This window comes from Blastococcus colisei (genome assembly GCF_006717095.1).
Taxonomy (GTDB): domain Bacteria; phylum Actinomycetota; class Actinomycetes; order Mycobacteriales; family Geodermatophilaceae; genus Blastococcus_B; species Blastococcus_B colisei.
The window spans coordinates 3502779-3529310 of sequence record NZ_VFQE01000001.1 but is presented as its reverse complement, the minus strand read 5'-3'; the positions used below and the strand labels follow the sequence as shown (position 1 = coordinate 3529310).

At 71.9% G+C, this 26532-nt stretch carries 22 protein-coding genes and 1 tRNA gene; 15 read left to right on the top strand and 8 right to left on the bottom strand.

Going from position 1 to position 26532, the window contains the following annotated elements:
- Positions 1-14: 14 nt before the first annotated feature.
- The 5 genes from paaE to paaA are packed head-to-tail and all read right to left on the bottom strand — an operon-like array spanning position 15 to position 3877.
- A complete protein-coding gene (gene paaE, locus FHU33_RS16800) occupies positions 15-1091 on the bottom strand; it encodes a 1,2-phenylacetyl-CoA epoxidase subunit PaaE (RefSeq protein ID WP_142026357.1) in 1077 nt (358 codons plus the stop codon).
- 3 nt (positions 1092-1094) lie between these two features.
- Positions 1095-1595: a 1,2-phenylacetyl-CoA epoxidase subunit PaaD gene (gene paaD, locus FHU33_RS16795; RefSeq protein WP_246063741.1), complete on the bottom strand. Its 501-nt coding sequence runs from the start codon at positions 1593-1595 to the stop codon at positions 1095-1097.
- 5 nt (positions 1596-1600) lie between these two features.
- The gene (paaC, locus tag FHU33_RS16790) at positions 1601-2509 is read right to left on the bottom strand and encodes a 1,2-phenylacetyl-CoA epoxidase subunit PaaC (RefSeq protein ID WP_142026355.1); all 909 of its coding nucleotides are present in this window, start codon (positions 2507-2509) and stop codon (positions 1601-1603) included.
- A 34-nt stretch (positions 2510-2543) separates the two neighbouring features.
- On the bottom strand, positions 2544-2912 hold the full coding sequence (gene paaB, locus FHU33_RS16785; protein ID WP_142026354.1) for a 1,2-phenylacetyl-CoA epoxidase subunit PaaB: 369 nt from the start codon (positions 2910-2912) through the stop codon (positions 2544-2546).
- Positions 2909-3877: a 1,2-phenylacetyl-CoA epoxidase subunit PaaA gene (gene paaA / locus FHU33_RS16780; RefSeq protein ID WP_142026353.1), complete on the bottom strand. Its 969-nt coding sequence runs from the start codon at positions 3875-3877 to the stop codon at positions 2909-2911. Before paaA ends, paaB begins: the two co-directional genes overlap by 4 nt.
- A gap of 136 nt (positions 3878-4013) precedes the next feature.
- On the opposite strand from paaA, the gene FHU33_RS16775 reads away from it, so the two are divergent.
- From FHU33_RS16775 to clpX, 7 genes are all read left to right on the top strand, one after another.
- Positions 4014-4625, top strand: a complete 612-nt coding sequence (locus FHU33_RS16775; protein ID WP_142026352.1) for a TetR/AcrR family transcriptional regulator — start codon at positions 4014-4016, stop codon at positions 4623-4625.
- 33 nt (positions 4626-4658) lie between these two features.
- Entirely contained in the window at positions 4659-6110 is a 1452-nt protein-coding gene (locus tag FHU33_RS16770; protein WP_211355161.1) for an amidase, read from the top strand.
- A gap of 50 nt (positions 6111-6160) precedes the next feature.
- Positions 6161-6234, top strand: a tRNA-Pro gene (locus FHU33_RS16765).
- A gap of 132 nt (positions 6235-6366) precedes the next feature.
- Positions 6367-7794: a trigger factor gene (gene tig / locus FHU33_RS16760; RefSeq protein WP_142026351.1), complete on the top strand. Its 1428-nt coding sequence runs from the start codon at positions 6367-6369 to the stop codon at positions 7792-7794.
- Between the two features lie 306 nt (positions 7795-8100).
- Complete coding sequence (locus FHU33_RS16755; RefSeq protein ID WP_425456779.1) at positions 8101-8739, top strand: ATP-dependent Clp protease proteolytic subunit; 639 nt, start codon at positions 8101-8103, stop codon at positions 8737-8739.
- A 21-nt stretch (positions 8740-8760) separates the two neighbouring features.
- Positions 8761-9390, top strand: a complete 630-nt coding sequence (locus tag FHU33_RS16750; RefSeq protein ID WP_142026350.1) for an ATP-dependent Clp protease proteolytic subunit — start codon at positions 8761-8763, stop codon at positions 9388-9390.
- A 324-nt stretch (positions 9391-9714) separates the two neighbouring features.
- Positions 9715-10983: an ATP-dependent Clp protease ATP-binding subunit ClpX gene (gene clpX, locus FHU33_RS16745; protein ID WP_142026349.1), complete on the top strand. Its 1269-nt coding sequence runs from the start codon at positions 9715-9717 to the stop codon at positions 10981-10983.
- Positions 10984-11039: 56 nt separating this feature from the next.
- Here clpX and FHU33_RS25080 read toward each other — a convergent pair whose 3' ends face one another.
- Together FHU33_RS25080 and valS are read right to left on the bottom strand one after the other, a co-directional pair.
- A complete protein-coding gene (locus tag FHU33_RS25080) occupies positions 11040-11405 on the bottom strand; it encodes an endonuclease domain-containing protein (RefSeq protein ID WP_170182488.1) in 366 nt (121 codons plus the stop codon).
- Between the two features lie 673 nt (positions 11406-12078).
- The gene (gene valS, locus FHU33_RS16735) at positions 12079-14706 is read right to left on the bottom strand and encodes a valine--tRNA ligase (RefSeq protein WP_246063739.1); all 2628 of its coding nucleotides are present in this window, start codon (positions 14704-14706) and stop codon (positions 12079-12081) included.
- Between the two features lie 42 nt (positions 14707-14748).
- Between valS and FHU33_RS16730 the strand changes: the two genes are divergently transcribed.
- Both FHU33_RS16730 and FHU33_RS16725 read left to right on the top strand, forming a co-directional pair.
- Positions 14749-16104 carry a bifunctional folylpolyglutamate synthase/dihydrofolate synthase gene (locus tag FHU33_RS16730; RefSeq protein WP_142026347.1) on the top strand — a complete coding sequence of 452 codons (1356 nt, stop codon included), beginning with the start codon at positions 14749-14751 and terminating at the stop codon, positions 16102-16104.
- A complete protein-coding gene (locus FHU33_RS16725) occupies positions 16101-16484 on the top strand; it encodes a DUF4233 domain-containing protein (protein ID WP_142026346.1) in 384 nt (127 codons plus the stop codon). Before FHU33_RS16730 ends, FHU33_RS16725 begins: the two co-directional genes overlap by 4 nt.
- On the opposite strand, the gene FHU33_RS16720 is transcribed toward FHU33_RS16725, so the two are convergent.
- The gene (locus FHU33_RS16720) at positions 16481-19018 is read right to left on the bottom strand and encodes a S8 family serine peptidase (protein ID WP_170182487.1); all 2538 of its coding nucleotides are present in this window, start codon (positions 19016-19018) and stop codon (positions 16481-16483) included. The genes FHU33_RS16725 and FHU33_RS16720 overlap by 4 nt on opposite strands.
- 125 nt (positions 19019-19143) lie before the next feature.
- Here FHU33_RS16720 and ndk point away from each other — a divergent pair, with 125 nt between their 5' ends.
- The 6 genes from ndk (at position 19144) to rpmA (ending at position 26477) form a co-directional block, all read left to right on the top strand.
- On the top strand, positions 19144-19566 hold the full coding sequence (gene ndk, locus FHU33_RS16715; protein ID WP_142026344.1) for a nucleoside-diphosphate kinase: 423 nt from the start codon (positions 19144-19146) through the stop codon (positions 19564-19566).
- A gap of 118 nt (positions 19567-19684) precedes the next feature.
- Positions 19685-21607 carry a TIGR03960 family B12-binding radical SAM protein gene (locus FHU33_RS16710; RefSeq protein ID WP_142026343.1) on the top strand — a complete coding sequence of 641 codons (1923 nt, stop codon included), beginning with the start codon at positions 19685-19687 and terminating at the stop codon, positions 21605-21607.
- A complete protein-coding gene (locus FHU33_RS16705; RefSeq protein ID WP_142026342.1) occupies positions 21607-22368 on the top strand; it encodes a TIGR03936 family radical SAM-associated protein in 762 nt (253 codons plus the stop codon). The genes FHU33_RS16710 and FHU33_RS16705 overlap by 1 nt, the downstream gene beginning before the upstream one ends.
- 337 nt (positions 22369-22705) lie before the next feature.
- Positions 22706-25681: an Rne/Rng family ribonuclease gene (locus tag FHU33_RS16700; protein ID WP_246063737.1), complete on the top strand. Its 2976-nt coding sequence runs from the start codon at positions 22706-22708 to the stop codon at positions 25679-25681.
- 219 nt (positions 25682-25900) lie between these two features.
- On the top strand, positions 25901-26212 hold the full coding sequence (rplU, locus tag FHU33_RS16695) for a 50S ribosomal protein L21 (protein ID WP_142026340.1): 312 nt from the start codon (positions 25901-25903) through the stop codon (positions 26210-26212).
- Between the two features lie 7 nt (positions 26213-26219).
- Positions 26220-26477, top strand: coding sequence for a 50S ribosomal protein L27 (gene rpmA, locus FHU33_RS16690; RefSeq protein ID WP_142026339.1), 258 nt, complete (start codon positions 26220-26222; stop codon positions 26475-26477).
- The last annotated feature ends 55 nt before the right edge of the window (positions 26478-26532 follow it).

Sequence of the window (26532 nt, the reverse complement as noted above, 5' to 3'; positions counted from 1 at the left end):
CGGGCTTCCGCGGGTCACGCGTCGAAGTCGACAGTCACCGTGTCGGACACAGGCAGGCTCTGGCAGGTGAGCACGTACCCCGCCTCGACCTCCCCCGGCTCGAGGGCGTAGTTCCGGCGCATCGTCACTTCGCCGTCGGTCACCCGCGCCCGGCAGGTTCCGCACACCCCGCCCTTGCAGGCGAAGGGCAGGTCCCCCCGAACCTTCTGGGCCGAATCGAGCACGGGCACGTCGCGGGGGAGAGCCAGCGTCGTCTTCCGGCCGTCGAGGACGACCGTCACCTGGGCGCTCGGCCCGTCGACGGTCTCCTCGTCCCCGCGCACCGGTGAGGGCGGGACGTCGTCGACGTAGAAGAGCTCCTGATGCACCGCGTCGGCCGGCACTCCGAGCTCGGCGAGAAGCTTCCGGGCGTCGCTCACCATCCCGTGCGGCCCGCACAGCCACCAGTGGTCGACCTGCTCGGCGTCGACCAGGTTGTCGATCAGCGTCCGCAGCCGTGCGCCGTCCAGCCGGCCGCTGGTCAGCTCGGCGTCCCGCGGCTCGCGGGAGAGCACGTGCACCAGCTGCAGGCGGGGGCCGTAGCGGTCCTTCAGGTCGGCCAGCTCGTCGGCGAACATGACGGTGTTCGTGCGTCGATTGCCGTAGAAGACCGTGACCGTCGACCGGCCGTCGCGCAGGACCGTCCCGGCCAGCGACAGGGCCGGCGTGATGCCGGACCCGGCCACGACGAAGACGTGGTCCCCGGGCACCGAGAGGTCGGCGGTGAACGTGCCCGACGGCGGAAGTACGTCGATCTCGTCGCCCGGCTGGACCTCGTGGACGAGGTACGACGAGAAGAAGCCGCGGGGCACCTCGCGCACGCCCACCCGCGGTGCGGCTCCCATCGGCGCGCAGATGGAGTAGGAGCGGCGTTCGTCGCGGTCGCCGTCCACCCGCCGCAGGGTCAGCGCCTGCCCAGGCCGGAACGCGTAGTCCTCCGCGAGCTCCGGCGGTACGTCGAAGGTCACGGCGACCGCGTCATCGGTCAGCCGCTCGACGTGCGCGACCCGCAGCGGGTGGAACTGCGGCCGGCGCCGGGTGCTCGTCGTCACGGGTCAGATCTCCTTGACGTGCTCGAAGGGCTCCCGGCAGCTGCGACAGCGGCGCAGCGCCTTGCAGGCGGTCGCGCCGAACTCGCTCAGCTCCTCGGTGTCGCTCGAGCCGCACAGCGGGCAGTCCGCCGTCCGTCGGCTGGGGCCCAGCTGCAGCGGAACCGGACCGTCGGTGGGCACGGGTGCTCTCCCCGGCGGCGCGATACCGGCGACGGCGAGCTTGCGGCGGCCCTCGTCGCTGATCCGGTCGGTGCTCCAGGCGGGGGAGAGGACGGTGCGGACGTCGACGTCGGGAAACCCGGCGCGGTGCAGCGCGTGCACCAGGTCGGCGCGCATCGTGCCCATCGCCGGGCAGCCGCTGTAGGTGGGCGTGATCTCGACGACGACGACGCCCTCCTCCACCCGGACGTCACGCAGCACGCCGAGGTCGGCCAGGGTGACCATCGGCAGCTCGGGGTCGGTGACCCGGGCGGCCACCTCCCGCGGGTCCGGGGCCCGGCGCACGTCCGTCACCACGTCGCCGCCGGGTGCTGCCGCGCCAGTCCCTGCAGGGTGCCGAGCAGCTCGGCCAGCTCCGCGCCGTGCTCGGCGCGCCGGCCGCGCGGCGGAGCGTCGGCCGGCCATGCCGGCACCTGCAGCGTCGCGCGGTCCAGCACCTCGGTGAGCACGGAGACGACCTCGTCGCGCACGTCGGCCGGGTCGACGGCGACAGCGGCGTCGGTGAGCCGCAGTTCCAGATCGGTGGCGGTGAAGACCTCGGCGAGCAGCGGCCAGACGGCGTCGGCGCCGGCCTGCGCGCGGCGGGAGGACTCCGCGGTGCCGTCGCCGAGGCGCAGGACCCAGCGCGCGGCGTGGTCGCGGTGGTAGGCCAGCTCGTTGACGCCCTTCGCCGCGATGGCGGCCAGCACCGGGTCGCGGGACCCGCGCAGGCGGGCGAAGACGGCGAGCCGCACGGTCGTGGCGGCGAGCAGGCGGATCATCGTCTGCGCGAAGTCGCCGTTGGGCGCCTCGACCAGGGCGGTGTGCCGGAACTCGTCCGCATCGCGGAAGTAGGCCAGGGCGTCCTCGTCGGGGATGCTGTCGGTCGCCTTCTCCCGGCTGCGGCCCAGGACGCCGACCGACCCGGCCCGGGCGAGCAGCAGGCGCGCTTGGCCCAGCAGGTCGAGCGCGATGTTGGCGATCGCCACCTCCTCCTCGAGCTCGGGGGCGGCGGTGATCCACTGGGTCAGCCGCTGGGCCAGCACCAGGGCGTCGTCGCCGAGCATCAGGCAGTACTCGCCGAGGTCGGCGTGGTCGACGCCCTCGGGAACGGTGGTGTCGATGCCGGCCAGCGGCTCGTCGAACCCCGTGCCGAAGGCCCAGTGCCCCTCGCCGCCATGGGCGTGGTCCAGCGCCTCGTAGACGGTCTCCTCGTGCATGGCCCTCCTTCGGCCCCTCCCTGGGAGGGGTCCGTCACATGTGCGGGACGCCGTCCGGGATCTCGTAGAACGTCGGGTGGCGGTAGACCTTGTCGCCGCTGGGGGCGAACATCGGGTCCTTCTCGTCGGGGCTGGACGCGGTGATGTCGGCGGCCTTGACCACCCAGATGCTCACGCCCTCGTTGCGTCGCGTGTAGAGGTCGCGGGCGGCGTGCACGGCCATCTCGTCGTCCGGCGCGTGCAGTGAGCCGACGTGCACGTGGTTGAGGCCGCGCTTGCCGCGGACGAACACCTCGTACAGCGGCCAGTCGCGGCGGCTCACGGGCGGCCTGGGCTCTACGGGCACCTCCGGTCCCGTGGGGACGGCACCGTGGCCCCCCTCGGCGGTGAGATCGGCGCTCATGCCGCCCGCTCCGCGTGCTTCTGCGCGTAGGCGGTCGCCGCCTCGGTCACCCAGGCGTTGTCGTCACGGGCGGCCCGCCGGCGGGCGATCCGCTCGGCGTTGCACGGACCGCCGCCGCTGATGACGCGCTTGAGCTCGTCCCAGTCGATGGCGCCGAACCGGTAGCGGCCGGACGCCGGGTCGAGGGAGAGCTCGGGGTCGGGCAGCGTCACGCCGAGGAACTCCGCCTGCGGCACGGTCATGTCGACATATCGCTGGCGCAGCTCGTCGTTGCTGTGCCGCTTGATGCCCCACGCCATCGACTGGGCCGAGTTGGGGCTCTCGTCGTCCGGGGGGCCGAACATCATCAGCGACGGCCACCACCACCGGTCGACGGCGTCCTGCACCATCGCCCGCTGCTCGCCGGTACCGCGCATCATCGCCATCAGCAGCTCGTAGCCCTGCCGCTGGTGGAACGACTCCTCCTTGCAGACCCGGATCATCGCCCGGGCGTAGGGGCCGTAGCTCGACCGGCACAGCGGCACCTGGTTGCAGATCGCCGCGCCGTCGACCAGCCACCCGATCACGCCCACGTCGGCGTAGGTGAGCGTCGGATAGTTGAAGATCGAGCTGTACTTCTGCCGGCCCTCGATCAACTTGTCGGTCAGGTCGGCCCGGTCGGCGCCGAGGGTCTCCGCCGCCGAGTAGAGGTAGAGGCCGTGGCCCGCCTCGTCCTGCACCTTGGCCAGCAGGATCGCCTTGCGGCGCAGGCTCGGTGCCGCGAGCAGCCAGTCGCCCTCGGGCTGCATGCCGATGATCTCGGAGTGCGCGTGCTGGGCGATCTGCCGGATGAGCGTCTTCCGGTAGGCCTCGGGCATCCAGTCGCGGGGCTCGATCCGGTGCTGCGCGGCGATCGTGGCGTCGAAGTGCTCCTGCAGCGCGGCCTCGTCGGCTGCTTCCGGGCGGTCCAGCGTGGGCGCCGACATCGTGGTTTCCTCCGAGGTGCGAGAGGCATTTACTGACCGTGCGGTCGGTAATAGTGTGACCTGGCACACGCGGTCGCACAAGAGCCGCACACTGCACGGGCGCCGGTGCCCTTCGACCCCGATAGGACGGCCAGCGATGACGACGACCGCCACCCCCGCCCCCGCGCGCCGGGGCCGGCCGGGTCATTCGCTGGACTCGCTGCTCGACGTCGCCGTCGCGGCCTTCAACGAGCGCGGGTACGACGCGACGAGCATGGACGAGATCGCGACCCGGCTGGGGCTCACGAAGTCGGCCATCTACCACCACGTGTCCGGCAAAGCCGAGTTGCTGCGGCTCGCCGTCGACCGGGCGCTGGACGCCCTGTTCGCCGTCACCGAGGAGCCGGGTGCGACCACCGGCCGGGCCATCGACCGTCTCGAGCACGTCGTCCGTCGCTCGGTGCACGTGCTCACCGCGGAACTCCCGTTCGTCACGCTCCTGCTGCGGGTGCGGGGCAACTCCGAGGTGGAGCGGGCGGCGCTGCAGCGACGCCGCGAGTTCGACCGGATCGTCACCGATCTGGTCCGCGCCGCCGTGGACGAAGGCGACGTGCGTCCCGACGTCGGTCCGGCCGTCATCAGCCGGCTCCTGTTCGGCACCGTCAACTCGCTCACCGAGTGGTACCGGCCCGACGGGGGGCTGTCCGCCGACGACCTCGCCGACGCACTGGTCGCGACCACCTTCCGAGGCCTCCGCACCAGGTCGTGACCGTGCGGACGGCGACCGCTAGCGTGCGCACGCGTGACCGACACCACATGGCTGGACGCCACCGCGCAGGCAGAGCTGGTCCGGAGTGGCGAGGTGAGCCCGACGGAGCTCGTCGAGGCCGCGATCGACCGGGTGGAGCGAGTGAACCCCCAGCTCAACGCCGTCGTCCGGGACCGTTTCGACCAGGCCCGCAAGGAGGCCGCCGGAGAACTGCCGGACGGTCCGTTCCGCGGCGTCCCCATGCTGCTGAAGGACCTCGGCTGCCACCTCGCCGGCGAGTCCACGCACTACGGCACCTCCTTCTTGCGAGAGGCGTCCTGGCACTGGCCGTCCGAGAGCTACCTGGCCCGGCACTTCCGCTCCGCCGGTTTCGTGTTCCTCGGCCGCACGAACGTGCCCGAGTTCGGCACCACGGTCACCACCGAGCCCGACGCCAACGGGCCGGTGCGCAATCCCTACGACCTGGGCCGCTCGACGGGCGGGTCCAGTGGTGGCTCCGCCGCTGCCGTGGCAGCCGGTCTGGTGCCGGTCGCGCACGCCAACGACGGCGGTGGGTCGATCCGGATCCCGGCCAGCGAGTGCGGCCTCGTCGGGCTCAAGCCCACCCGGGCGCGGGTGAGCCAAGGCCCCGACATCGGCGAGAGCTGGGCCGGCGCCACGATCGACGGCGTCGTCAGCCGCTCGGTCCGCGACACCGCAGCCGTGCTCGACCACATCGGCCGCCCGATGCCCGGCGACCCCTACGTCGCCCCGCCCCTGGCGCGACCCCTGACCGAGGAGGTCGGCGCCCCCGTGGGCCGGCTGCGCGTCGGCGTGCTCGACGTCGACCCGGGGGAGCCCTACCTCGACCACCCGCAGTGCCGCGTCGCCGTGGAGCAGGCCGGGCGGCTGCTGGAGGAACTCGGCTGCATCGTCGAGCCCGGAACCCCGGACGGCATGTTCGACCCGCAGTTCGCGCGCTTCTTCCCCGCGACCATCGCGGCGGACGTCTCGCTGACGATCTCGGCCTTCGAGCGCGCCCTCGGCCGACCCGTGAGGGACGACGAACTGGAACCGCGCAACGTGAGGTACCGGGCGCTGGGCAAGAAGATGACCGCGGAGGACTACCTCGGCGCCCGGTTCCTGCTCGGGGCCTGGGTCCGCCGGATGGCGGCGTGGTGGGCGCCGCGCGAGCTCGGCGGCCAGGGCTTCGACCTGCTCGTCACCCCGACGGTGGGAGCGCCGCCGCCGGAGCTGGGCTGGTTCACCGCGGACGGCCCCGACCAGGAGGGCCGGCGGATCCAGAGCTTCATCCCGTACACGGCCCAGTTCAACGTGACCGGGCAGCCGGCGATCAGCCTGCCCCTGCACTGGACGGAGGAGGGACTCCCGGTCGGCGTCCAGCTGGTCGCGGCGTACGGGCGGGAGGACGTCCTGGTCCGGGTGGCCGCGGCCCTGGAGCAGGCGGCGCCGTGGGCGGATCGGCGTCCTGCCGTGTCGGCCTGACGGGTCTCTGGGCGGAGGCGCGCGCCGAGCCGCCTAGACTCGGGCGGCCACGGGGTGTGGCGCAGCTTGGTAGCGCACCTGCTTTGGGAGCAGGGGGCCGCAGGTTCAAATCCTGTCACCCCGACCGTCGTCGTCATGCGCCCGATCCCGCCGCCCCCAGGCGGCCCACGCGTCTCTAGACTCGTGGGCAGCCGGCGCCCGCATGCCCGCGGAGCGCCCGATCCCCCTGCTGTCTGCACCGAGGAGCACTGCCGCTGTGAAGAGCACCATCGAGGAACTGGGCCCCACGCGGGTCCGGATGGCGATCGAGGTGCCCTGGGGGGACCTGGACCACGCTTTCGGTGAGGTCTACAAGGAGCTGGGCAAGCAGGTCCGCGTCCCCGGCTTCCGCCCTGGGAAGGTGCCCAACCGCGTGCTCGACCAGCGGATCGGGCGCCCGGTCGTCCTCGAGCAGGTCGTCCAGCACGCGATCCCGGAGGTCTACTCCGAGGTCGTCCGAGAGAACCAGGTGCGCGTGCTCGGCCAGCCCGAGATCGAGGTCACCCGGCTCGACGACAACGACACCCTCGCCTTCACCGCCGAGGTCGACGTCGCCCCGCAGCTGGAGCTGCCGTCGCTGGAGAGCCTCGCCGTCACGGTGGAGGACGTCGAGGTCACCGACGAGGAGATCGACAAGCAGGTCGACGTCATGCGGGAGCGCTTCGGCATGCTCACCGGCGTCGAGCGCGCGGCCGAGGACGGCGACTTCGTCTCCATCGACCTGGAGGCCAAGCTCGACGGCGAGGTGCTCGAGGACGGGTCCACCACCGGCATGTCCTACGAGGTCGGCTCCGGCCAGCTCATGGAAGGCCTCGACGACGCCGTCCGCGGCCTGTCGGGCGACGAGTCGACGACCTTCACCACCGCGCTGCTGTCGGGCCCCAACGCCGGCCAGGACGCCGAGGTGACCGTCACCGTCCGCTCGGTGAAGACCAAGGACCTCCCGGAGCTCGACGACGACTTCGCCCAGACCGCGAGCGAGTTCGACACCCTCGCCGAGCTGCGCGAGGACGTCCGCACCAGGCTCGCCCGCACCAAGACGCTGAGCCAGGGAGCACAGGCCCGCGACAAGATCGTCGAGCACCTGATCGACGCTGTCGAGGTCCCCTTGCCCGAGAACCTCGTCGAGCGCGAGATCGAGTGGCGCAACCAGGCCTTCCAGGCGGAGCTGCTGCGGGCCGGCATGGACTGGGACAGCTTCCTGCAGATGTCGGGCGGTCAGAGCCGCGAGGAGTACGACGCCGACCAGCGCAAGACCGTCGAGCAGGCGGTCAAGACGCAGTTCATCCTCGACGCGATCGCCGACGCCCGTGAGGTCACCGTCGACAACGACGACCTCTCCGCGCAGATCATGGCCCAGGCGCAGCGCAGCCGGATGGCCCCGGAGCAGTACGCTCAGCAGCTGCAGCAGGGCGGCAACATCGCCGAGTTCGTCGCCGACGTCCGCCGCACCAAGACGCTGGCCCAGCTCCTGGAGGAGACGACCATCACCGACGCGTCGGGCAACGTCGTCGACCTCGAGGCGCTGCGCCCGCAGACCGTGCGGCCCGCTCAGCCGGCCGCCGCCGACCCTAGCGCCGACGAGACCGGCGATGTGCCGGTCGAGGCCGCCCCGGTCGAGGCGCAGGAGGGCGCGCAGGGCTGAGAAAGGACCCCGTCCTCCTCACCCCGAGCACGCTCGGGGTGAGCCTCGGGACGGGGCCTGACCACGACGTCGTCCTGCCCCTGCCGGGGCCGGGCGGCGTCGGCGTATCCGGCCTTTCCGCTGCGCCGTCGGCGAACACTGCCCCGACGGGGACTGTGTCGTCGGAGGTCCGCGTTAGGGTCGACAGGACTCAGGCGATCGCCGGGGGGTAACGCCTCCCGGAGGGCCGTTCTGGCCTGCACCAACCGAGCAACCCGCCCACCGAGACCTAGTTGCACTGCGAGTCCTACGGAGGTCACCGCACCCGTGAGCACCACCCACCCGAACCTCGCGAGCGCACCGATGATGCGCGGCGCCAGCGGCATGATGAATCTCGGCGACTCCGTCTACGAGCGGCTGCTGCGCGAGCGGATCATCTTCCTGGGCAGCCAGGTCGACGACGTGATCGCCAACCAGCTCGCCGCGCAGATGCTGCTGCTGTCGGCGGAGGACCCGAAGCGCGACATCCACCTCTACATCAACTCGCCGGGCGGCTCCGTCAGCGCCGGCATGGCGATCTACGACACGATGCAGTTCATCGACTGCGACGTCGCCACCTACGGCATGGGTCTGGCCGCCTCGATGGGCCAGTTCCTGCTCACCGCCGGCACGGCCGGCAAGCGCTACGCCCTGCCGCACGCGCGGATCATGATGCACCAGCCGTCCGCCGGCGTCGGCGGCACGGCTGCCGACATCGCCATCCAGGCCGACCTGTTCCGCCGGACGAAGAGCGAGCTCAACGAGCTGCAGTCGCACCACACCGGGCAGCCGGTCGAGCAGATCGAGAAGGACTCCGACCGCGACCGCTGGTTCACCGCCCAGGAGGCCCTCGAGTACGGCATGGTCGACCACGTGGTCAGCCGCGCGACGATGACCGGCCCCGCCAACCCGGTCACGGACAACTGACGGTTCGGAGGAACTGACCCCATGAGCTTCGAGATGCCCTCCAGCCGGTACATCTTGCCCTCCTTCGTGGAGCGCACGAGCTACGGCATGAAGGAGTCCAACCCCTACAACAAGCTCTTCGAGGAACGGATCATCTTCCTCGGCGTGCAGATCGACGACGCGTCGGCCAACGACGTGATGGCCCAGCTGATCACGCTGGAGTCCGCCGACCCCGACCGTGACATCACGATCTACATCAACTCGCCCGGTGGCTCGTTCACCTCGCTGATGGCGATCTACGACACGATGATGTTCGTCCGCCCCGACATCCAGACCGTCTGCATGGGCCAGGCCGCCTCGGCCGCCGCCGTCCTGCTGGCGGCCGGGACGCCGGGCAAGCGCCTGGCCCTGCCGTACTCGCGGGTGCTCATCCACCAGCCGTCGGGTGAGGCGGGCGGCCAGGTGTCCGACCTGGAGATCCACGCCGCCGAGATCCAGCGGGTGCGCGCGCAGATGGAGGAGATCCTGGCGCGGCACACCGGCCGGTCGGTCGACCAGGTCCGTTCCGACATCGACCGCGACAAGATCCTCACGGCCCCCGAGGCCAAGGAGTACGGCATCGTCGACGAGGTCATCCAGAGCCGGAAGCTCAACGCTCTTCCGGCGGTCTGACCCCTTCGGACGGGTCGAGGCCGCGCGTGTCGTGGCCTCGACCCGTACCGTCGACGGGGTCGGGGACCGAGGGGCAGAGGGCGCCCTCGGGACAGAAGTGGGACGGTCGCCGGAACCGGGTGAGTCATTGCCCGGCGACGTCGGCAGCGGGGGTTACGGTCTGCGGACGCCCGATCCCCGGCACATGGCGCCGGGAGGACAGCCTCGCGGCGATGGCCCAGAAGATGGGCCCGGAACAATGAGGCCGAGCAGGGGCTGAGCAGTCAGAATCAAGGCGCAGGCTCCTGACACCAGGACCGGCGATTCACAGGTGGAGGTCAGCAGGTGGCACGAATCGGTGAGAGCGGTGACCTGCTCAAGTGCTCCTTCTGCGGGAAGAGCCAGAAGCAGGTCAAGAAGCTCATCGCGGGCCCCGGGGTCTACATCTGCGACGAGTGCATCGACCTCTGCAACGAGATCATCGAGGAAGAGCTCTCGGAGTCCTCCGACCTGAAGTTCGACGAGCTGCCGAAGCCGAAGGAGATCCACGACTTCCTCGAGCAGTACGTCATCGGTCAGGACAAGGCCAAGCGCACGCTGTCGGTGGCCGTCTACAACCACTACAAGCGCATCCAGGCCGGCGGTGACCGCCGCGACGAGGGCGTCGAGCTGGCCAAGTCCAACATCCTGCTGATGGGCCCCACCGGCTGCGGCAAGACGCACCTGGCGCAGACCCTCGCCCGCATGCTCAACGTGCCCTTCGCCATCGCCGACGCCACCGCGCTGACCGAAGCCGGCTACGTCGGTGAGGACGTCGAGAACATCCTCCTCAAACTGATCCAGGCCGCCGACTACGACGTCAAGCGGGCCGAGACCGGCATCATCTACATCGACGAGGTCGACAAGATCGCCCGCAAGAGCGAGAACCCGTCGATCACCCGCGACGTCTCCGGTGAGGGCGTGCAGCAGGCGCTGCTGAAGATCCTCGAGGGGACGACGGCGTCGGTGCCCCCGCAGGGCGGCCGCAAGCACCCGCACCAGGAGTTCATCCAGATCGACACGACGAACGTGCTGTTCATCGTGGGCGGCGCCTTCGCCGGCCTGGAGAAGGTCATCGAGGACCGCACGACCAAGCAGGGGATCGGCTTCGCGGGCCAGGTCCGCGGCAAGGCCGAGATCGCCGAGGCCAATGCCTTCGCCGAGGTCATGCCCGAGGACCTGCTGAAGTTCGGCATGATCCCCGAGTTCATCGGCCGCCTACCGGTGATCACCAGCGTGCAGAAGCTCGACCGCGAGGCGCTGATCAACATCCTCACCGAGCCGAAGAACGCCCTGGTGCGCCAGTACCGGAAGCTGTTCGAGCTCGACGGTGTCGACCTGGAGTTCACCGACGACGCCCTCGAGGCGATCGCCGACCAGGCCATCCTCCGCGGCACCGGCGCCCGTGGGCTCCGCGCGATCATGGAGGAGGTGCTCCAGTCGGTGATGTACGACATCCCCAGCCGGGAGGACGTCGCCTCCGTGGTGATCACCAAGGAGGTCGTCCTGGAGCACGTGAACCCGACGATCGTCCCGCGCAAGCCCACCCGCGAGCGCCGCGAGAAGTCCGCCTAGCCACTTCGATTGCACGCCAGAAGCCCAGAACCAGCGAGGTTCTGGGCCTCTCGCGTTCAGTGGGCGAGTCGCGCGAGGACCGCGGCGACGATCTCGCGCCGGCAGCCTTCTGGGTCCGCCACCAGACGCGCGTAGCTGAAGCGCAGGACGACCCAGCCGAGTGCGGCGAGCGCGCTGTCCCGCCGCAAGTCGCGCTCCCGGGCCTCCCGGCTGCCGTGGAAGGCCGCTCCGTCGAGCTCCACGGCGACGAGAGCTTCAGGCCAGGCCGCGTCCAGCTTGATGCGTCGCCCATCCGGTAAGGCAAGGCGGTACTGCTGGACGTAAGGCGGCACGGCGGGTGGTCTCGGCAGCACCTGCTGCACGCCCCAGATCTCCAGCTCGCTGTCGCAGCCACCGGCGATGAGCGCGAGCAGGTCGAGCAACGCCGGCCCTCCCGGATGGGGCCCCAGGCGCACCGACGCCCGGCGGACCGCAGCGGCGTGGACGGCGCGGCCGCGGACGCCTTCGATGACGGCTCGACGGATTATGGGTTGCTCTTGACGGGCGCGCGGGTTCCGCCGTGGGGTGTGTGCCCATGCCCAAGCGTCGACCAGGCTTCGCTCGGGTTCGACCGCCTCGAGTGTCCCGTACCGAACGGTTACCAACCTCCGATCGGACCGGTGAGCCACGACGCCGCAGCCCCCTCTCGGGCAGCGTGCCGAGGGCACCGTCACGTGCACCGGGCCGTCGTTCGCAGCGGCGAGCCCGCCGGCGACGAGCGCTGAGACGTGGCTGACCGGTCCGCCGGCCCACCGGCTCGCCGCCCGAGCTCGTAGCGTCCAGTCGTCGGCTCGTTCCGGCAGGGCGAGGACGCCGGGCTGCAGCTGCACCAGCGCGCCGTTGCGAAGCCATCGCTTCACGCTGCTCGGGCTGGTGCAGGCCAGGAGTTCTGCCCGGCCGATGAGGCCGTCGGGAAGGAGTTCGGGGAGCCGGTGCACGGAGCGAAGGGTGACCGATCCGATGCCCCATTCGTGGCGCCCCTGTGGACAGCCGACCGGCTGAACGCGAGGAGGCCATTCCGCGCAAAGAAATGGCCCCCTTGCGTTCAGTCGAAGCTCATTCGGCCGGCTCGACTGGGGCCAGCACGACCTGGACGGTCATCGGGCCGTCGCCGGACACCACCGACAGCGTCGCGATGCGGCCGGCGTCGGTCAGATCCGACCGGGCGGCCTCCACGATCGCCACCTGGGCCTCCGGTGCGGTCACGGTCGCTGTCTCGACGTCGGCCCGCATCGAGACCTTGGCGTCGGACTTGGCCTTGCGCACGCCGGCCAGCGCCTCCGCGGCAGTCGCGACCACGGCGGCGTCACCTCCGGCGGGCAGCTCCGCGGCGACCGGCCACGACGCGCGGTGCACCGAGCCCGACCGCCACCACGACCAGACCTCCTCGGTCACGAACGGCAGCACCGGGGCGAACAGCCGCAGCTGCACGGCCAGCGCCAGGGCCAGCGTGGCCTGCGCCGACTCGGCCGCGGCGTCCGAGCGGTAGGCCCGCGACTTCACCAGCTCGACGTAGTCGTCGCAGAACGACCAGAAGAAGGACTCCGCCACCTCGAGCGCGCGGGTGTAGTTGTAGGCCTCCATCGCGGCCGTCGCCTCGTCGACGACAGCCGCGAGCCCGGCCAGCAGACCGCGGTCGATCGGTTCGGTGATCCGGTCGACGGCCGAGCCCAGGTCGACGGAGCCGACGCCCAGTCCGAGGACGAACTTGCCGATGTTGAGGATCTTCATGGCCAGCCGCCGGCCGACCTTCATCTGCGCCTCGTCGAACGGCGAGTCGGCACCGGGCCGGGCGCCGGCCGCGCGCCAGCGGACGGCGTCGGTGCCGTAGCGCTCCAGCACGTCGATCGGCGTGGTCGCGTTGCCCTTCGACTTCGACATCTTCTTGCGGTCGGGGTCGACCACGAAGCCGGAGATGGTGGCGTGCGTCCACGGCACCGTGCCGTGCTCGAAGTGCGCGCGGACGACGGTCGAGAACAGCCAGGTCCGGATGATGTCGTGCGCCTGGGGACGCTGGTCCATCGGGAAGACACGCGCGAACAGCTCCGGGTCGGTGTCCCAGCCCGAGGCGACCTGCGGCGACAGCGACGACGTCGCCCAGGTGTCCATCACGTCGGGGTCGGCCATGAAGCCGCCCGGCGTGCCGCGCTGGTCCTCGGTGTACCCCTCGGGCACGTCGGACGACGGGTCGACCGGCAGCGACGCCTCCGGGGCGAGCAGGGGGTTCTCGAAGTCCGGCTCGCCCTCGGCGTCGAGGGAGTACCAGACCGGGAAAGGGACGCCGAAGAACCGCTGGCGGCTGATCAGCCAGTCGCCGTTGAGTCCCTCGACCCAGTTGTCGTACCGGTGCCGCATGTGCTCGGGGACCCACTGGATCTCCTTGCCGCGGGCCACCAGGGCATCGCGCAGGTCGGCGTCGCGACCGCCGTTGCGGATGTACCACTGGCGCGTGGTGACGATCTCCAGCGGGCGCTCGCCCTTCTCGAAGAACTTCACCGGATGCGTGATCGGCTTCGGCTCGCCGTGCAGGTCGCCGGACTCCGTCAGCAGCTCGACGATCCGCTGCTGCGCGCTGAACACGGTCTTGCCGGCCAGCTCGTCGTAGGGCTGCGCGGGCACGCCGGGCGGCGGGTCGGCCAGGATCCGGCCGTCCCAGCCGACGATCGCCCGGGTTGGCAGCTGCAGCTCCCGCCACCAGGTGACGTCGTTGAGGTCGCCGAAGGTGCAGATCATCGCGATGCCGGAGCCCTTGTCCGGCTCGGCGAGGCGGTGCGCGACGACGGGCACCTCGACGTCGAACAGCGGCGTCCGCACCGTCTTCCCGAAGAGATCTGCGTATCGCGAGTCGTCGGGGTGGGCGACCAGCGCGACGCAGGCCGGCAGCAGCTCTGGCCGCGTGGTCTCGATGAAGACCGGGCCGTCGGCGGAGTGGAAGGAGATCCGGTGGTAGGCGCCCGGGCGCTCCCGGTCCTCCAGCTCGGCCTGGGCGACGGCGGTGCGGAAGGTGACGTCCCAGAGGGTCGGCGCCTCCTGGGCGTAGGCCTCGCCACGGGCCAGGTTCTGCAGGAACATCCGCTGGGCCGTGGCGCGGGAGGACTCCGAGATGGTCCGGTAGACGTTCGACCAGTCGACCGAGAGCCCGACGCGGCGCCAGAGCTTCTCGTACTCCGCCTCGTCCTCCTCGGTCAGCCGCATGCACAGCTCGACGAAGTTGCGGCGGGAGATGGGCAGCTGGTTCTTGTCCGGCAAGGCCTTCGGCTCGAACGACGGGTCGTAGGGCAGCGCAGGGTCGCAGCGCACGCCGTAGTAGTTCTGCACCCGCCGCTCGGTGGGCAGACCGTTGTCGTCCCAGCCCATCGGGTAGAAGACGTGCTTGCCACGCATCCGCTGGTAGCGGGCGACGAAGTCGGTGTGGGTGTAGCTGAAGACGTGGCCCACGTGCAGCGAGCCGCTGGCCGTCGGCGGGGGAGTGTCGATCGAGTGGATCCGCTCCCGCGGCGTCGCCGGGTCCAGTGCCGCCGCACGGTCGAAGGCGTAGGTGTCGTCGGACGCCCAGTGCTCGACCCACTTCTCCTCGAGCCCGTCCAGCGTGGGCTTCTCGGGCACGCCGACGGTCGCTGCCGGGGCTACGTCCATCGGTGCCGGTGGCACGGTGGCGTTCGGGGCGGCGATGTCGGGAACCATGGGCCTCAGTCTAGGAACATGGGGGCTGGCATCCTGAGCAGGATGAGCGGCAGCGGCACCGGTGACATGGCCCGGGTGGAGAACGAGCTGCTGGCCCGGTGGCCCGAGAGCCGGTTGGAGCCCTCGCTGACCCGCATCACGGCCCTGGTGGACCTGCTCGGTTCGCCGCACCGCGCGATGCCGGTCATCCAGGTGGCCGGTACCAACGGCAAGACGACGACGGCGCGGATGATCGACGAGCTCCTGCGCGGCTTCGGCCTGCGGGTGGGCCGGTTCACGAGCCCGCACCTGGAGTCGATCCGGGAGCGGATCGTGCTGGACGGCGAGCCGGTGAGCCCCGAGCGGTTCGTCGAGACCTACGAGGACATCGCGCCGTACGTGCAGATGGTGGACGCCGCCGGTGACCACCCGCTCTCCTTCTTCGAGGTCATGGTCGGCATGGCCTACGCCCTCTTCGCCGAGGCCCCGGTCGACGTCGCCGTCATCGAGGTCGGCATGGGCGGCAGCTGGGACGCCACGAATGTCGCGGACGCCCGGGTCGCCGTCGTCACCCCGGTGGACCTCGACCACGCCGAGTACCTCGGACCCGACGTCGCGACGATCGCGGGGGAGAAGGCGGGGATCGTCAAGGCCGACGCCATCGCCGTCCTCGCCCGCCAGCAGCCGGGCGCGCTCGACGCCCTCGTCCGCCGCGCGGTCGAGGTCGAGGCCGTGGTCGCCCGCGAGGGCACCGAGTTCGGCGTGCTGGAACGGCGGGTCGCCGTCGGCGGGCAGCAGGTGCGCCTGCAGGGCCTGGGCGGCGAGTACGAGGAGGTCTTCCTCCCGCTGTTCGGCGCGCACCAGGCGCAGAACGCCGTCACCGCGCTGGCCGCCGTCGAGGCGTTCCTGGGCGCGGGCGCCGCGACCGGGCCCATCGAGCAGGAGACGGTGCGGGCGGCCTTCGCCGGCGTCCGCTCGCCCGGCCGCCTGGAACGGGTGCGCACCAGCCCGACGGTGCTGGTCGACGCCGCGCACAACCCGGCCGGTATGGCGGCCACGGTCGACGCCATCAAGGAGTCCTTCGACTTCACCCGGCTGGTCGGCGTCGTGAGCTGCGTGAGCGGCAAGGACGTGAGCGGCATCCTGACCGCGCTCGAGGACGTGTGCGCGGAGCTGGTGGTCACGCAGAACAGCTCGCCGCGCGCGATGCCCGCCGACGAGCTGGGGGCCCTGGCCGTCGACGTCTTCGGTGCCGACCGGGTCAGCGTCTCGCCGAGCCTCCCCGATGCGCTGAGCGAGGCGATGGAGCTGGCCGAGGCGGGCCCCGACGACGCCCTCGGCGGCTCCGGGGTGCTGGTCACCGGCAGCGTGATCACGGCGGGCGAGGCCCGCTCCCTCCTGAGCCGGCGGGGCGGATGACGGCCCCGGACCCGGTTCGCGCGGGTCGCGCTCTGGGCGGTGCCGCTGCCGGCGTCCTCGTGCTCGAGGGACTGGCCACCCTGTTCGTGCCCCGGGGCATCGCGCAGACCGGCGAGGGACTCACCGGCGGGCGCCTCACCTACCTGCTCGTGCTGGCCGTCCTCCTCGTCCTGGCCGCGGGGATCCAGCGGCGACCGCGGGGACTGGTGGTGGGTACCGCCCTGCAGGTGCCGCTGCTGCTCACCGGGCTCCTCGACGGGGTGATGTGGTTCGTCGCCGGCGCGTTCGTGCTCATCTGGCTGTACCTACTGCAGGTGCGCAGGGAGCTCCTCGGCTCGCCGTTCGGTCGGCCGGCGGACGGGTCGTCCGGCTCCTCCTAGGCCGTGGTGTCGCGGCTGACGGCGTAGGTCCACCCGCCGGTGCGCAGGTCGGCCACGACGTCGGGTGTCGACAGGCGGGTGGTCGTGCTGCGGTGCCGCCAGACCAGGATGCCCGGGTTGCCGCCCTGGGAATGCATGCTGATCAGGTCGTCGTCGCCGTCGCCGTCGGTATCGGCCATGTGCTGGCGGGACCCCGCGTACGACCAGCCGCCGGTGCGCAGGTCCTGCCAGATCTGGACCGGCTCAGTGCAGGCGGTGACGCCGGCCGTGCAGTTGACGTGCACCCAGACGAGCAGGCCGCCACCGGCGGACTGGTCGTGCGCGGTGACGAGATCGACCAGTCCGTCGCCGGTGACGTCGCCGGCCAGCGTGCGCGAGCGGTCGAACGACCAGCCGCCGGACACCGGGCCGGTGAACACGGTCTGGCCGGTGGACTCGAAGGCATCACCGGTGCTGCGGTGCACCGCGTATGTCAGCCCGCCGCCGGTACCGGCGGGACGGGCGACGACGAGATCGGCGCGGGCGTCGCCGTCGACGTCGGCCACGACCGGTCGCTGCGTGGCGCCGGACAGCTGGGTCCACAGCTGGGGGCTGCCGAAGCCCCCGCCGGTGGCGGGGAAGACCCAGTAGTTGGACGCGGAGGGTCCGTTCGTGTGGCGGACGACGACGTCATCGAGGCCGTCACCGGTGACATCGGCGGCCATCGGGGTGGAGGCCGCCCACGACCAGCCGCCGGTGCGCAGGTCCTGCAGCACCCGTGGAGTGGTGTCGCCGCCGCCGCCGATGGCCCAGAGCAGCACGCCACCGTTGGGCTGGGCGTGCCAGATGACGTGGTCGGCGGTGCCGTCGTCGCTCGACGTGAGGTCGCCGAACGAGCCGGAGACGGTACGTGAGCGGCTGTAGGAGAAGCCGCCGAAGTCGAGCGTCTCCACCAGCCGGCTGGTGCCGTAGCCGGCGTGCGGCTCGGAGACGTGCATCTGCCAGAGGTTCAGCGAGTCCACGCCGAGCCGGTGGGAGGTCACCACATCGGTGGCCGGGACGTGCGCAGGCTCCGTGGGCACCACCGGCTCGCTCGCCGCGGAGGCAGGGCCGGTCGCCGCCAGGGTGGTCGCCGTGACCGAGAACGTGTAGGTCGTGCCGGTCGTCAACCCGCTCAGCGTGGCGCTCGTGGCCGGCGCGGCCACCTGGTCGCTGCGCACCAGCGTGCCGGCTGCCTGGGTCTGCACGGTGTAGGCGGTGACCGGCGTCCCGCCGTCCGACGTCGGCGGCGACCAGTTGACGACCGCCGAGCGGGCGCCCGGGGTCACCGCTCCGATCGTCGGCGCGCCCGGCGGCGTCCCCGTCTCGATGGCGTTGGCCGCCCGGACCGCGCCCAGCGCGTCGACCAGGCCATGGCCGAAGACGTCGTCGCGGCCGGTGGCACCGCGGTCCTCGGCCACGGCGATCAGTACCTGCTCGACCTGATCGGGAGTGAAGCCAGGGGCGGCCGCCTTCACCAGCGCTGCGACTCCGGCCACGTGCGGCGCGGCCATCGAGGTCCCGCTCATGGACGAGTAGCTGCCGGACTTGTCGGTGGAGGTGATCCCCACCCCCGGGGCGGCGACGTCGACGTAGCTGCCGTAGTTGGAGAAGAAGGCCTTCTGCTTGGCTTCGTCGACCGCGGCGACGGCGATGACGCCGACCTCGGCCGCCGGGTAGAGGGGGATCGAGTTGCCCTCGTTGCCGGCCGCGGCGATGACCGTGACTCCCTTGGACCGCGCGTAGTCGACCGCCGACCGGAAGACCCCCGACGCGTCGGGGCCGCCCAGCGACAGGTTGATCACGTCGGCGCCGTTGTCGGCGGCGTAGACGATGCCCGAGTTCGCCCAGTTGGAGAAACCCCCTCCGTCGTCGCCGAGGACCTTGACCGGCATGATCCGCACGCCCGGTGCGACGCCCTCCACCTGGCTGCCGGCATCGGCGCCGACGGTGCCGGCCACGTGTGTGCCGTGCCCGTGCCGGTCGCTGGTGTCCGATGCGCCGCCGGGCGAGTCGGTGAAGTTCTGGCCGGGCGCCAACGCGGCGGCCAGTTCGGTGTGCGGGTTGACCCCGGTGTCCAGCACGGCGACGACGACGTCGGCGAGCGGGTTGTCGACCTCGGCGAGGGCCTCGGCCGAGCGCACCATCACGTTGCCGTACTGCGGCAACGCGCCGCCGACCGCGAAGACCGGCACGGTGAGGTTCGCCGCCTCGACCGACGGCTGATCCAGGAGCAATCCGCTGGCGACGTGCGCGTCGGCCTCGGAGCCTGCGTCGAGGGTGATGATCTCCGCGCCGCCCGGCGTGACCACGAAGGCCTCGACCTGCACCCCGGCGCCCTCGGTCAGCTGCGAGAGCGACTGCTCCTCGGCGGCCGACAGCTCCGCGCGCAGGACGGACGGGACGGCCTCGACCTCGGGGTTCACCGGCGTCTCGGCGGACGCCGGGGCGGAGGCAGCCGCGAGGACGCCGACGGTGGCGACGACGGTCAGGGTCCGGCGGGCTCGGGTGGTCACGGCATCCCGATCGGCAGGCGCGGGCCGCTTCTTGACATCGTTCCCCTCGTCGGGGGGAGATGCCCGGTGCCGTGCCATCCGGCCACGTGACGGGTGGCGACCTGGTCGACGTAGGCTCCCGGCTCGTGTCCACCTCCGCGCCCGAGCGCACTCTGGTCCTGGTCAAGCCCGACGGCGTCGCCCGCGGCCTCGTGGGGGAGGTGCTGTCGCGGCTGGAAGCCAAGGGGCTGCGCCTGGTCGCCGCGGAGCTGCGGACGCTGACCCGGGAGACCGCCGAGACCCACTACGCCGAGCACAGCGAGCGGCCCTTCTTCGCCGACCTCGTCGAGTTCATCACCGGAGGCCCGCTGATGGCGCTGGTCGTCGAGGGCCCGCGCACGATCGAGGCGTTCCGCGCTCTCGCCGGCGCCACCGACCCGGTGAAGGCCGCCCCCGGCACCATCCGGGGCGACTTCGCCCTCGAGGTGCAGAACAACATCGTGCACGGCTCGGACTCGCCAGAATCCGCCGCGCGCGAGGTGAAGCTCTTCTTCCCCGACCTGGGCTGACGCCGGCGCCGTCCTACCTCACCTTGTGGGGTCCTCCCTCGCGGTCGACCGTGAGGGAGGACCCAGATCGATCAGGACACCTGATCGTCGGACGAGCGGCGGCTACCCTGGACCGGTCATGACTGGTGAGACTCTGTACCCCCGCCTCGAGCCCCTGCTGGCTCAGATCCAGAAGCCGATCCAGTACGTCGGCGGTGAACTGAACTCGCAGGTGAAGCCCTGGGAGGACGCCGACGTCCACTGGGCGCTGATGTACCCCGACGCCTACGAGGTGGGGCTGCCCAACCAGGGCCTGATGATCCTGTACGAGGTGCTCAACGAGCGCCCCGACGCCCTCGCCGAGCGCACGTACGCCGTCTGGCCCGACCTCGCCGCGCTGATGCGCGAGAACGGCGTCCCCCAGTTCACCGTCGACGGGCACCGCTCGGTCCGCGACTTCGACCTCCTCGGCGTCAGCTTCGCGACCGAGCTCGGCTACACCAACCTGCTCGAGGCGCTCGACCTGGCGGGCGTTCCCATCCACGCCGTCGACCGGGACGAGAGCCACCCCGTCGTCGTCGCCGGCGGGCACGCCGCCTTCAACCCCGAGCCGGTCGCCGACTTCGTCGACTGCGCCGTGCTGGGTGACGGCGAGCAGGTCGTCGGCGACATCACCGACGTCGTCAAGGCGTGGAAGGCGCAGGGGCGGCCCGGCGGCCGCGTCGAGCTGCTCGCCCGCCTGGCCCGCGTCGAGGGCGTCTACGTGCCGCGGTTCTACGCCGTCGCCTACGGGCCGGACGGCGCCATCGCGGGCGTGCAGCGCACGCGGGACGACGTCCCGGCGAAGGTCGGCAAGCGCACCGTCATGGACCTCGACGAGTGGCCCTACCCGAAGACGCCGATCGTCCCGCTGGCGGAATCAGTCCACGAGCGGATGAGTGTCGAGATCTTCCGCGGCTGCACCCGCGGCTGCCGCTTCTGCCAGGCCGGGATGATCACCCGCCCGGTGCGCGAGCGGACCATCACGGGCATCGGCTCCATGGTCGAGCAGGGCCTCAAGGCGACCGGCTACGAGGAGGTGGGGCTGCTGTCGCTGTCCAGCGCCGACCACTCCGAGATCGGCCAGCTGGCCAAGGAACTCGCCGACCGCTACGAGGACTCCAAGGTCAGCCTCAGCCTGCCGAGCACCCGTGTCGACGCCTTCAACGTCACCCTCGCCAACGAACTGTCCCGCAACGGACGGCGTTCCGGCCTCACCTTCGCCCCCGAGGGCGGCAGCGAGCGGATCCGGCGGGTGATCAACAAGACGGTGTCCAAGGACGACCTCGTCCGCACGGTCACCACCGCCTACGCCAACGGCTGGCGCCAGGTGAAGCTCTACTTCATGTGCGGCCTGCCCACCGAGACCGACGAGGACGTGCTGGAGATCGCCGACCTCGCCGTCGAGGTGATCAAGGCCGGCCGGGAGGCCAGCGGGCAGAAGGACATCCGCTGCACCGTCAGCATCGGCGGGTTCGTGCCCAAGCCGCACACGCCGTTCCAGTGGGCCAGCCAGGCCAGCGCCGAGACCATCGACCACCGGCTGCGCGTGCTGCGGCAGAAGATCAACGAGGACCGGCGCATCGGCCGCTCGATCGGCCTGCGCTACCACGACGGCAAGCCCGGCGTGATCGAGGGGCTGCTGTCCCGCGGCGACCGCCGCGTCGGCCGGGTCATCGAGCGGGTCTGGCGGGACGGCGGGAAGTTCGACGGCTGGAGCGAGCACTTCTCGTTCGACCGCTGGACGACGGCGGCGGAGGAGGAGCTCGCGCCCCTCGGCGTCGACCTCGACTGGTTCACCACCCGCGAGCGCACCGAGCACGAGGTCCTGCCCTGGGACCACCTGGACTCCGGGCTGGACAAGGAGTGGCTCTGGGAGGACTGGCAGGAGGCATTGAGCGAGGAGGAGGTCGCCGACTGCCGGTGGACCCCCTGCTACGACTGCGGCGTCTGCCCGACCATGGGCACCGAGATCCAGATCGGCCCCACCGGCCGCAGCCTGCTGCCGCTCACCGTCGTCTGATGGCCCGTCAGCCCGACGGTCCGCCCCCACCGCCGACCGTCCAGAAACTGCGCATCCGCTACGCCAAGCGGGGCCGCCTCCGGTTCGCGAGTCACCGCGACCTCGCCCGCACCCTGGAGCGGGCGCTGCGCCGCGCCCAGGTGCCGATGGCGTTCTCGGCCGGCTTCAGCCCGCACCCGAAGATCTCCTACCTCGGGGCGGCGCCCACCGGTGCCGCCAGCGAGGCCGAGTACGTGGAGATCGGCCTGGCGGTCGCCTGCGACCCAGAGGCCGTCCGGGCCGCGCTGGACGCCGCGCTGCCCGACGAGGTGGCAATCCTGGAGTGCGTCCAGGCGGCCGAGGGGACCGGGTCACTGGCCGACCGCATCGACACCTCGGTCTGGCGCGTGGAGCTGCCCGGAGTCGCCCTCGCGGACCTGCGGCCGGCCGTCGAGGAGTTCCTCTCCCGCGACGTCGTGACCGTCGCCAAGCGGACGAAGAACGGCCTCAAGGACGTCGACGCGCGCGCGTCGGTCGCCAGCGCGTCGGCGGGCGAGGAGGCAGGTTGTGCCATACTGCACATGGTCGTCCGGCAGCTGACGCCCGCTGTACGACCAGACGACGTGTTGGCCGCCCTGGCTGCCGTCGCCGACCTGCACCCGCCGTTGCCCCCCCGGGCCGTGCGTGAGGCGCAGGGCCGGCTCGACGACACCGGGACCGTGGCCGATCCGCTCGGTCCCGACCGCGCGGCGCGCCCCCTCCGGGAGCACGCGGCGATCTGACCGGTGGATCCCCGAGGGGCCGCGCGCCGTCGAGCGCCACGGCTGCCAGGCGTGACGCACCCCGATCCGGGCCAGCCGGTCCGGACCACGCAGACCCTCGCACCACCGACCGACCAGCCAGACCAGCACCACCGCACCGGCCCCCGGCCGGGACGGGCACCACCAGCAGTGCGGTCTCCGCCGCGGCAACCGTCGCGCGGTGGCCGACATCAGACTTCCGCAGGACGAGCCACCCTCGCCGTACCCCGTGCGACGGCTCGTTCCGCCCAACCCGTGCTCCTGCGCGGCCGCCAGTCATCCGATCGGCGCCCGGGAGCACATGAGGAGACGAGCCCTCGTGGCCGATACCGACAGCACCGACACCACCGGCGAGACCGCGACCGGGCCCGACCCGGACGCAGAGGTCACCGAGGTCCCCACCGTGTCCGAGGACTCCTCGGTCCCGGCCGATCCGGAGGAGGACGCGGCGGAGACCGCCGTCGAGGAGACGCCCGCCGAGCCCGAGCCGGAGCCCGAGCCCGAACCGGAGCCCGCTCTGCCGCGGTTCGCGACGGCGTTCAGCTCCCCGGAACCGACCGCCGTGGTCGCCCGCCCCCGGCGCCGCGCGACCCGCTCGGTCATCGCGGCCGACCCCGACTCCGTCGAGGCCCCGGCGCCCGCGCCGGCCATCCCCGCTTTCGTGAGCTTCGTGGCGCCCAGCGAGACCGACGTCCCGCCACCCCCGCGGCGCCGTAGCCGCCGTCCGGCGGAGGCCCCCGAGGCCGCACCTGCCGACGAGGAGGCCCCAGACGAGCCGGCGGCCGCGGGTGACGACACCGAGGGCGACACCGGCCCGTCCCGTCCCCGGCGCAGCCGCTCCCGCCGCAAGCCCGCCGAGCAGGCGGACGTGGAGGAGTCCAGCGAGGACGTCGAGGACACCGACACGGAAGGCGCCGACTCCGAGGACGCCGACGACCGCGACGAGAGCGGCACCGGCAGTCGGCGTCGCCGCCGTGGCCGCCGAGGCCGTGGCCGTGGCCGCAGCGGAGAGGACAGCGGCGACGAGGACGCCACGGAGGACACCTCCGACACCGAGTCCGACGAGGACGAGGACGACGACGACGAGTCCGCCGACGACGCCGCGGAGACCGAGTCCGACGACTCCGAGGGTGGCTCGAGCACCCGTCGCCGGCGCCGTCGCCGCCGCCGCAGCGGTGGCGGGGGAGGCGGGGAGGACCGCAGCGAGGACTCCGACGACGACGACCGTCCCGAGCGCGCCGGCCGCAACGGCCGGCTCACCAGCGACGACGACGTCCGCGGGGTCGCCGGGTCCACCCGCCTGGAGGCCAAGCGCCAGCGCCGCCGGGACGGCCGGGACACCGGTCGCCGCCGCGCGCCGATCCTGACCGAGAGCGAGTTCCTCGCCCGCCGCGAGGCCGTCGACCGCACGATGGTCATCCGGCAGCGCGGTGAGCGGACGCAGATCGCCGTCCTCGAGGACGATGTCCTGGTCGAGCACTACGTGACCCAGGCGTCCGCGACCTCGTTCGCGGGCAACGTCTACCTCGGCCGCGTGCAGAACGTGCTGCCCAGCATGGAGGCCGCCTTCGTCGACATCGGCAAGGGGCGCAACGCCGTCCTCTACGCCGGTGAGGTCAACTGGGACGCCGCCGGCCTGTCCGGCAAGCAGCGCTCGATCGAGACCGCCATGAAGTCCGGCGACAAGGTCCTCGTGCAGGTCACCAAGGACCCGATCGGGCACAAGGGCGCCCGCCTGACCCAGCAGATCAACCTGCCCGGCCGGTTCCTGGTCTTCGTGCCCGGCGGCTCGATGACCGGCATCAGCCGCAAGCTGCCCGACACCGAGCGGACGCGCCTCAAGGACATCCTCAAGAAGATCGTCCCCGAGGACGCCGGCGTGATCATCCGGACCGCCGCGGAGGGCGCCTCGGAGGAGGAGCTCACCCGCGACGTCAACCGGCTGACCGCGCAGTGGGACGTCATCCAGAAGAAGGCCGAGTCGACGTCGAGCGCGCCGACGCTGCTCTACGGCGAGCCCGACCTCGCGATCCGCGTCATCCGCGACGTCTTCAACGAGGACTTCAAGGAGCTCGTCGTCCAGGGCGACGACGCCTGGGACACCGTCGAGGCCTACGTCGCGCACGTCTCCCCGGAGCTGACCGGTCGCCTGACCCGGTTCACCGGCGAGGGTGACGTCTTCCGCGACCTGCGCATCGACGAGCAGCTGGCCAAGGCGCTCGACCGCAAGGTCTGGCTTCCCTCGGGCGGCTCGCTGGTCATCGACCGCACCGAGGCGATGACCGTCGTCGACGTCAACACCGGCAAGTTCGTCGGCTCGGGCGGGAACCTCGAGCAGACGGTGACGCGCAACAACATGGAGGCCGCGGAGGAGATCGTCCGTCAGCTCCGGCTGCGCGACATCGGCGGCATCATCGTCATCGACTTCATCGACATGGTGCTCGAGAGCAACCGCGACCTCGTGCTGCGGCGGCTCACCGAGTGCCTGGGTCGCGACCGCACCAAGCACCAGGTCGCCGAGGTCACCTCGCTGGGCCTGGTCCAGATGACCCGCAAGCGCGTGGGCCAGGGCCTGCTCGAGGTCTTCTCCGAGCCGTGCGACCACTGCCGCGGTCGTGGCGTCGTCGTCAGCACCGACCCGGTGGACGAGAAGCGCCGCAGCAGCGGCGGCGGAGGCGGGAACGCCGGCAGCGGCAACGGCGGTGGCGGCAGCAGCCGCCGGGACCGCGCCGGCGGCCGGGACAACGCCAAGGACGCCGGCAAGGACGCCGTCGCGGCGGCCGAGAAGTCGGAGGAGACGGCACCCGACGTCGTCGCATCCGGGGACGGCGAGGCTCCCGAGGGCACCCGAAGTGGCGGCCGCCGGAACCGGGGACGTCGCAACCGTGGCCAGTCCGGTGAGGAGCGCGCGGCCGAGGACGCAGCCGTCCTCGCGGGCACGGCCGACGACGCGGAGGCCGAGCCGGCCGCGACCGCCGACATCGAGGCGACCGACACGGAGAGCGCCGACACGGAGAGCGCCGACATGGAGTCCGCCGACACGGAGGCGGCCCCGGTGGCGAGCGACGCGGTCGAGGTCCTGGCGGTCGGGGAGCAGCCGTCCGCTGACGGCTCCACCACGGAGCCGGCGCAGGCCGAGGCCGTCGCCGTCCAGGGAATGGCTGTCGAGGAGCCGGTCGCCGAGGAGCCCGTGGTCGAGGAGCAGGCCGTTGCGGCACCGGTAGAGGCCGAGGCGACCTCCCGTCCGCGTCGCCGCCGGGCCGCCAGCCGTCCGGCGGGTCCGCCCGTCTCCTGAACGACGTCCGGGGGCCCTCCGGACGTGACGAACGCCTGACCGGCCCGTGTCGACCGGCCGTGTGCCGCTCGGGTACGCTGGTCGGGTTGCACCGCCACCGTGCGGGCGCCTTCGGGTGCCGCCGGGTCAGGCGACAGCGACCCGTCCAGCACCCGGCGATCGCTCCGGTCTGCGCGCCGGAACAGAGCTAGACACGAAGAAGCGAACGAGGAGTCAGTGGTGTACGCAGTGGTGAAGGCCGGTGGCAGCCAGCACAAGGTGGCCGTGGGCGACATGTTCACGATCAACCGCCTGCAGGGCGCAGCCGGTGACACGGTGGCCCTCCCGGCCATCCTGCTGGTCGACGGCGACACCGTCACCAGCGACGCCGCGGCCCTGGCCAAGGTGACGGTGACCGGTGAGATCGTCGAGCACGGCAAGGGCCCGAAGATCCACATCCACAAGTTCAAGAACAAGACCGGGTACCACAAGCGGCAGGGGCACCGTCAGCCCCTGACCAGCGTCGTGGTCCGCGACATCTCGAAGGGCTGACACCGACATGGCACACAAGAAGGGCGCCTCGTCGTCCCGCAACGGTCGCGACTCGAACGCCCAGCGCCTCGGCGTGAAGCGCTTCGGCGGCCAGGTCGTCAAGGCCGGGGAGATCATCGTTCGCCAGCGCGGGACCCACTTCCACCCGGGTCTCGGTGTCGGTCGCGGCAGTGACGACACGCTGTTCGCGCTCGCGCCGGGCGCGGTCACCTTCGGCACGCGCCGGGGACGGAAGACCGTCTCCATCTCGGCTGTCGGGGCCTGAGCACTCTCACACACAGCACTTCCGGACACACGCTGACGAGCGCACGGGCGGTCCG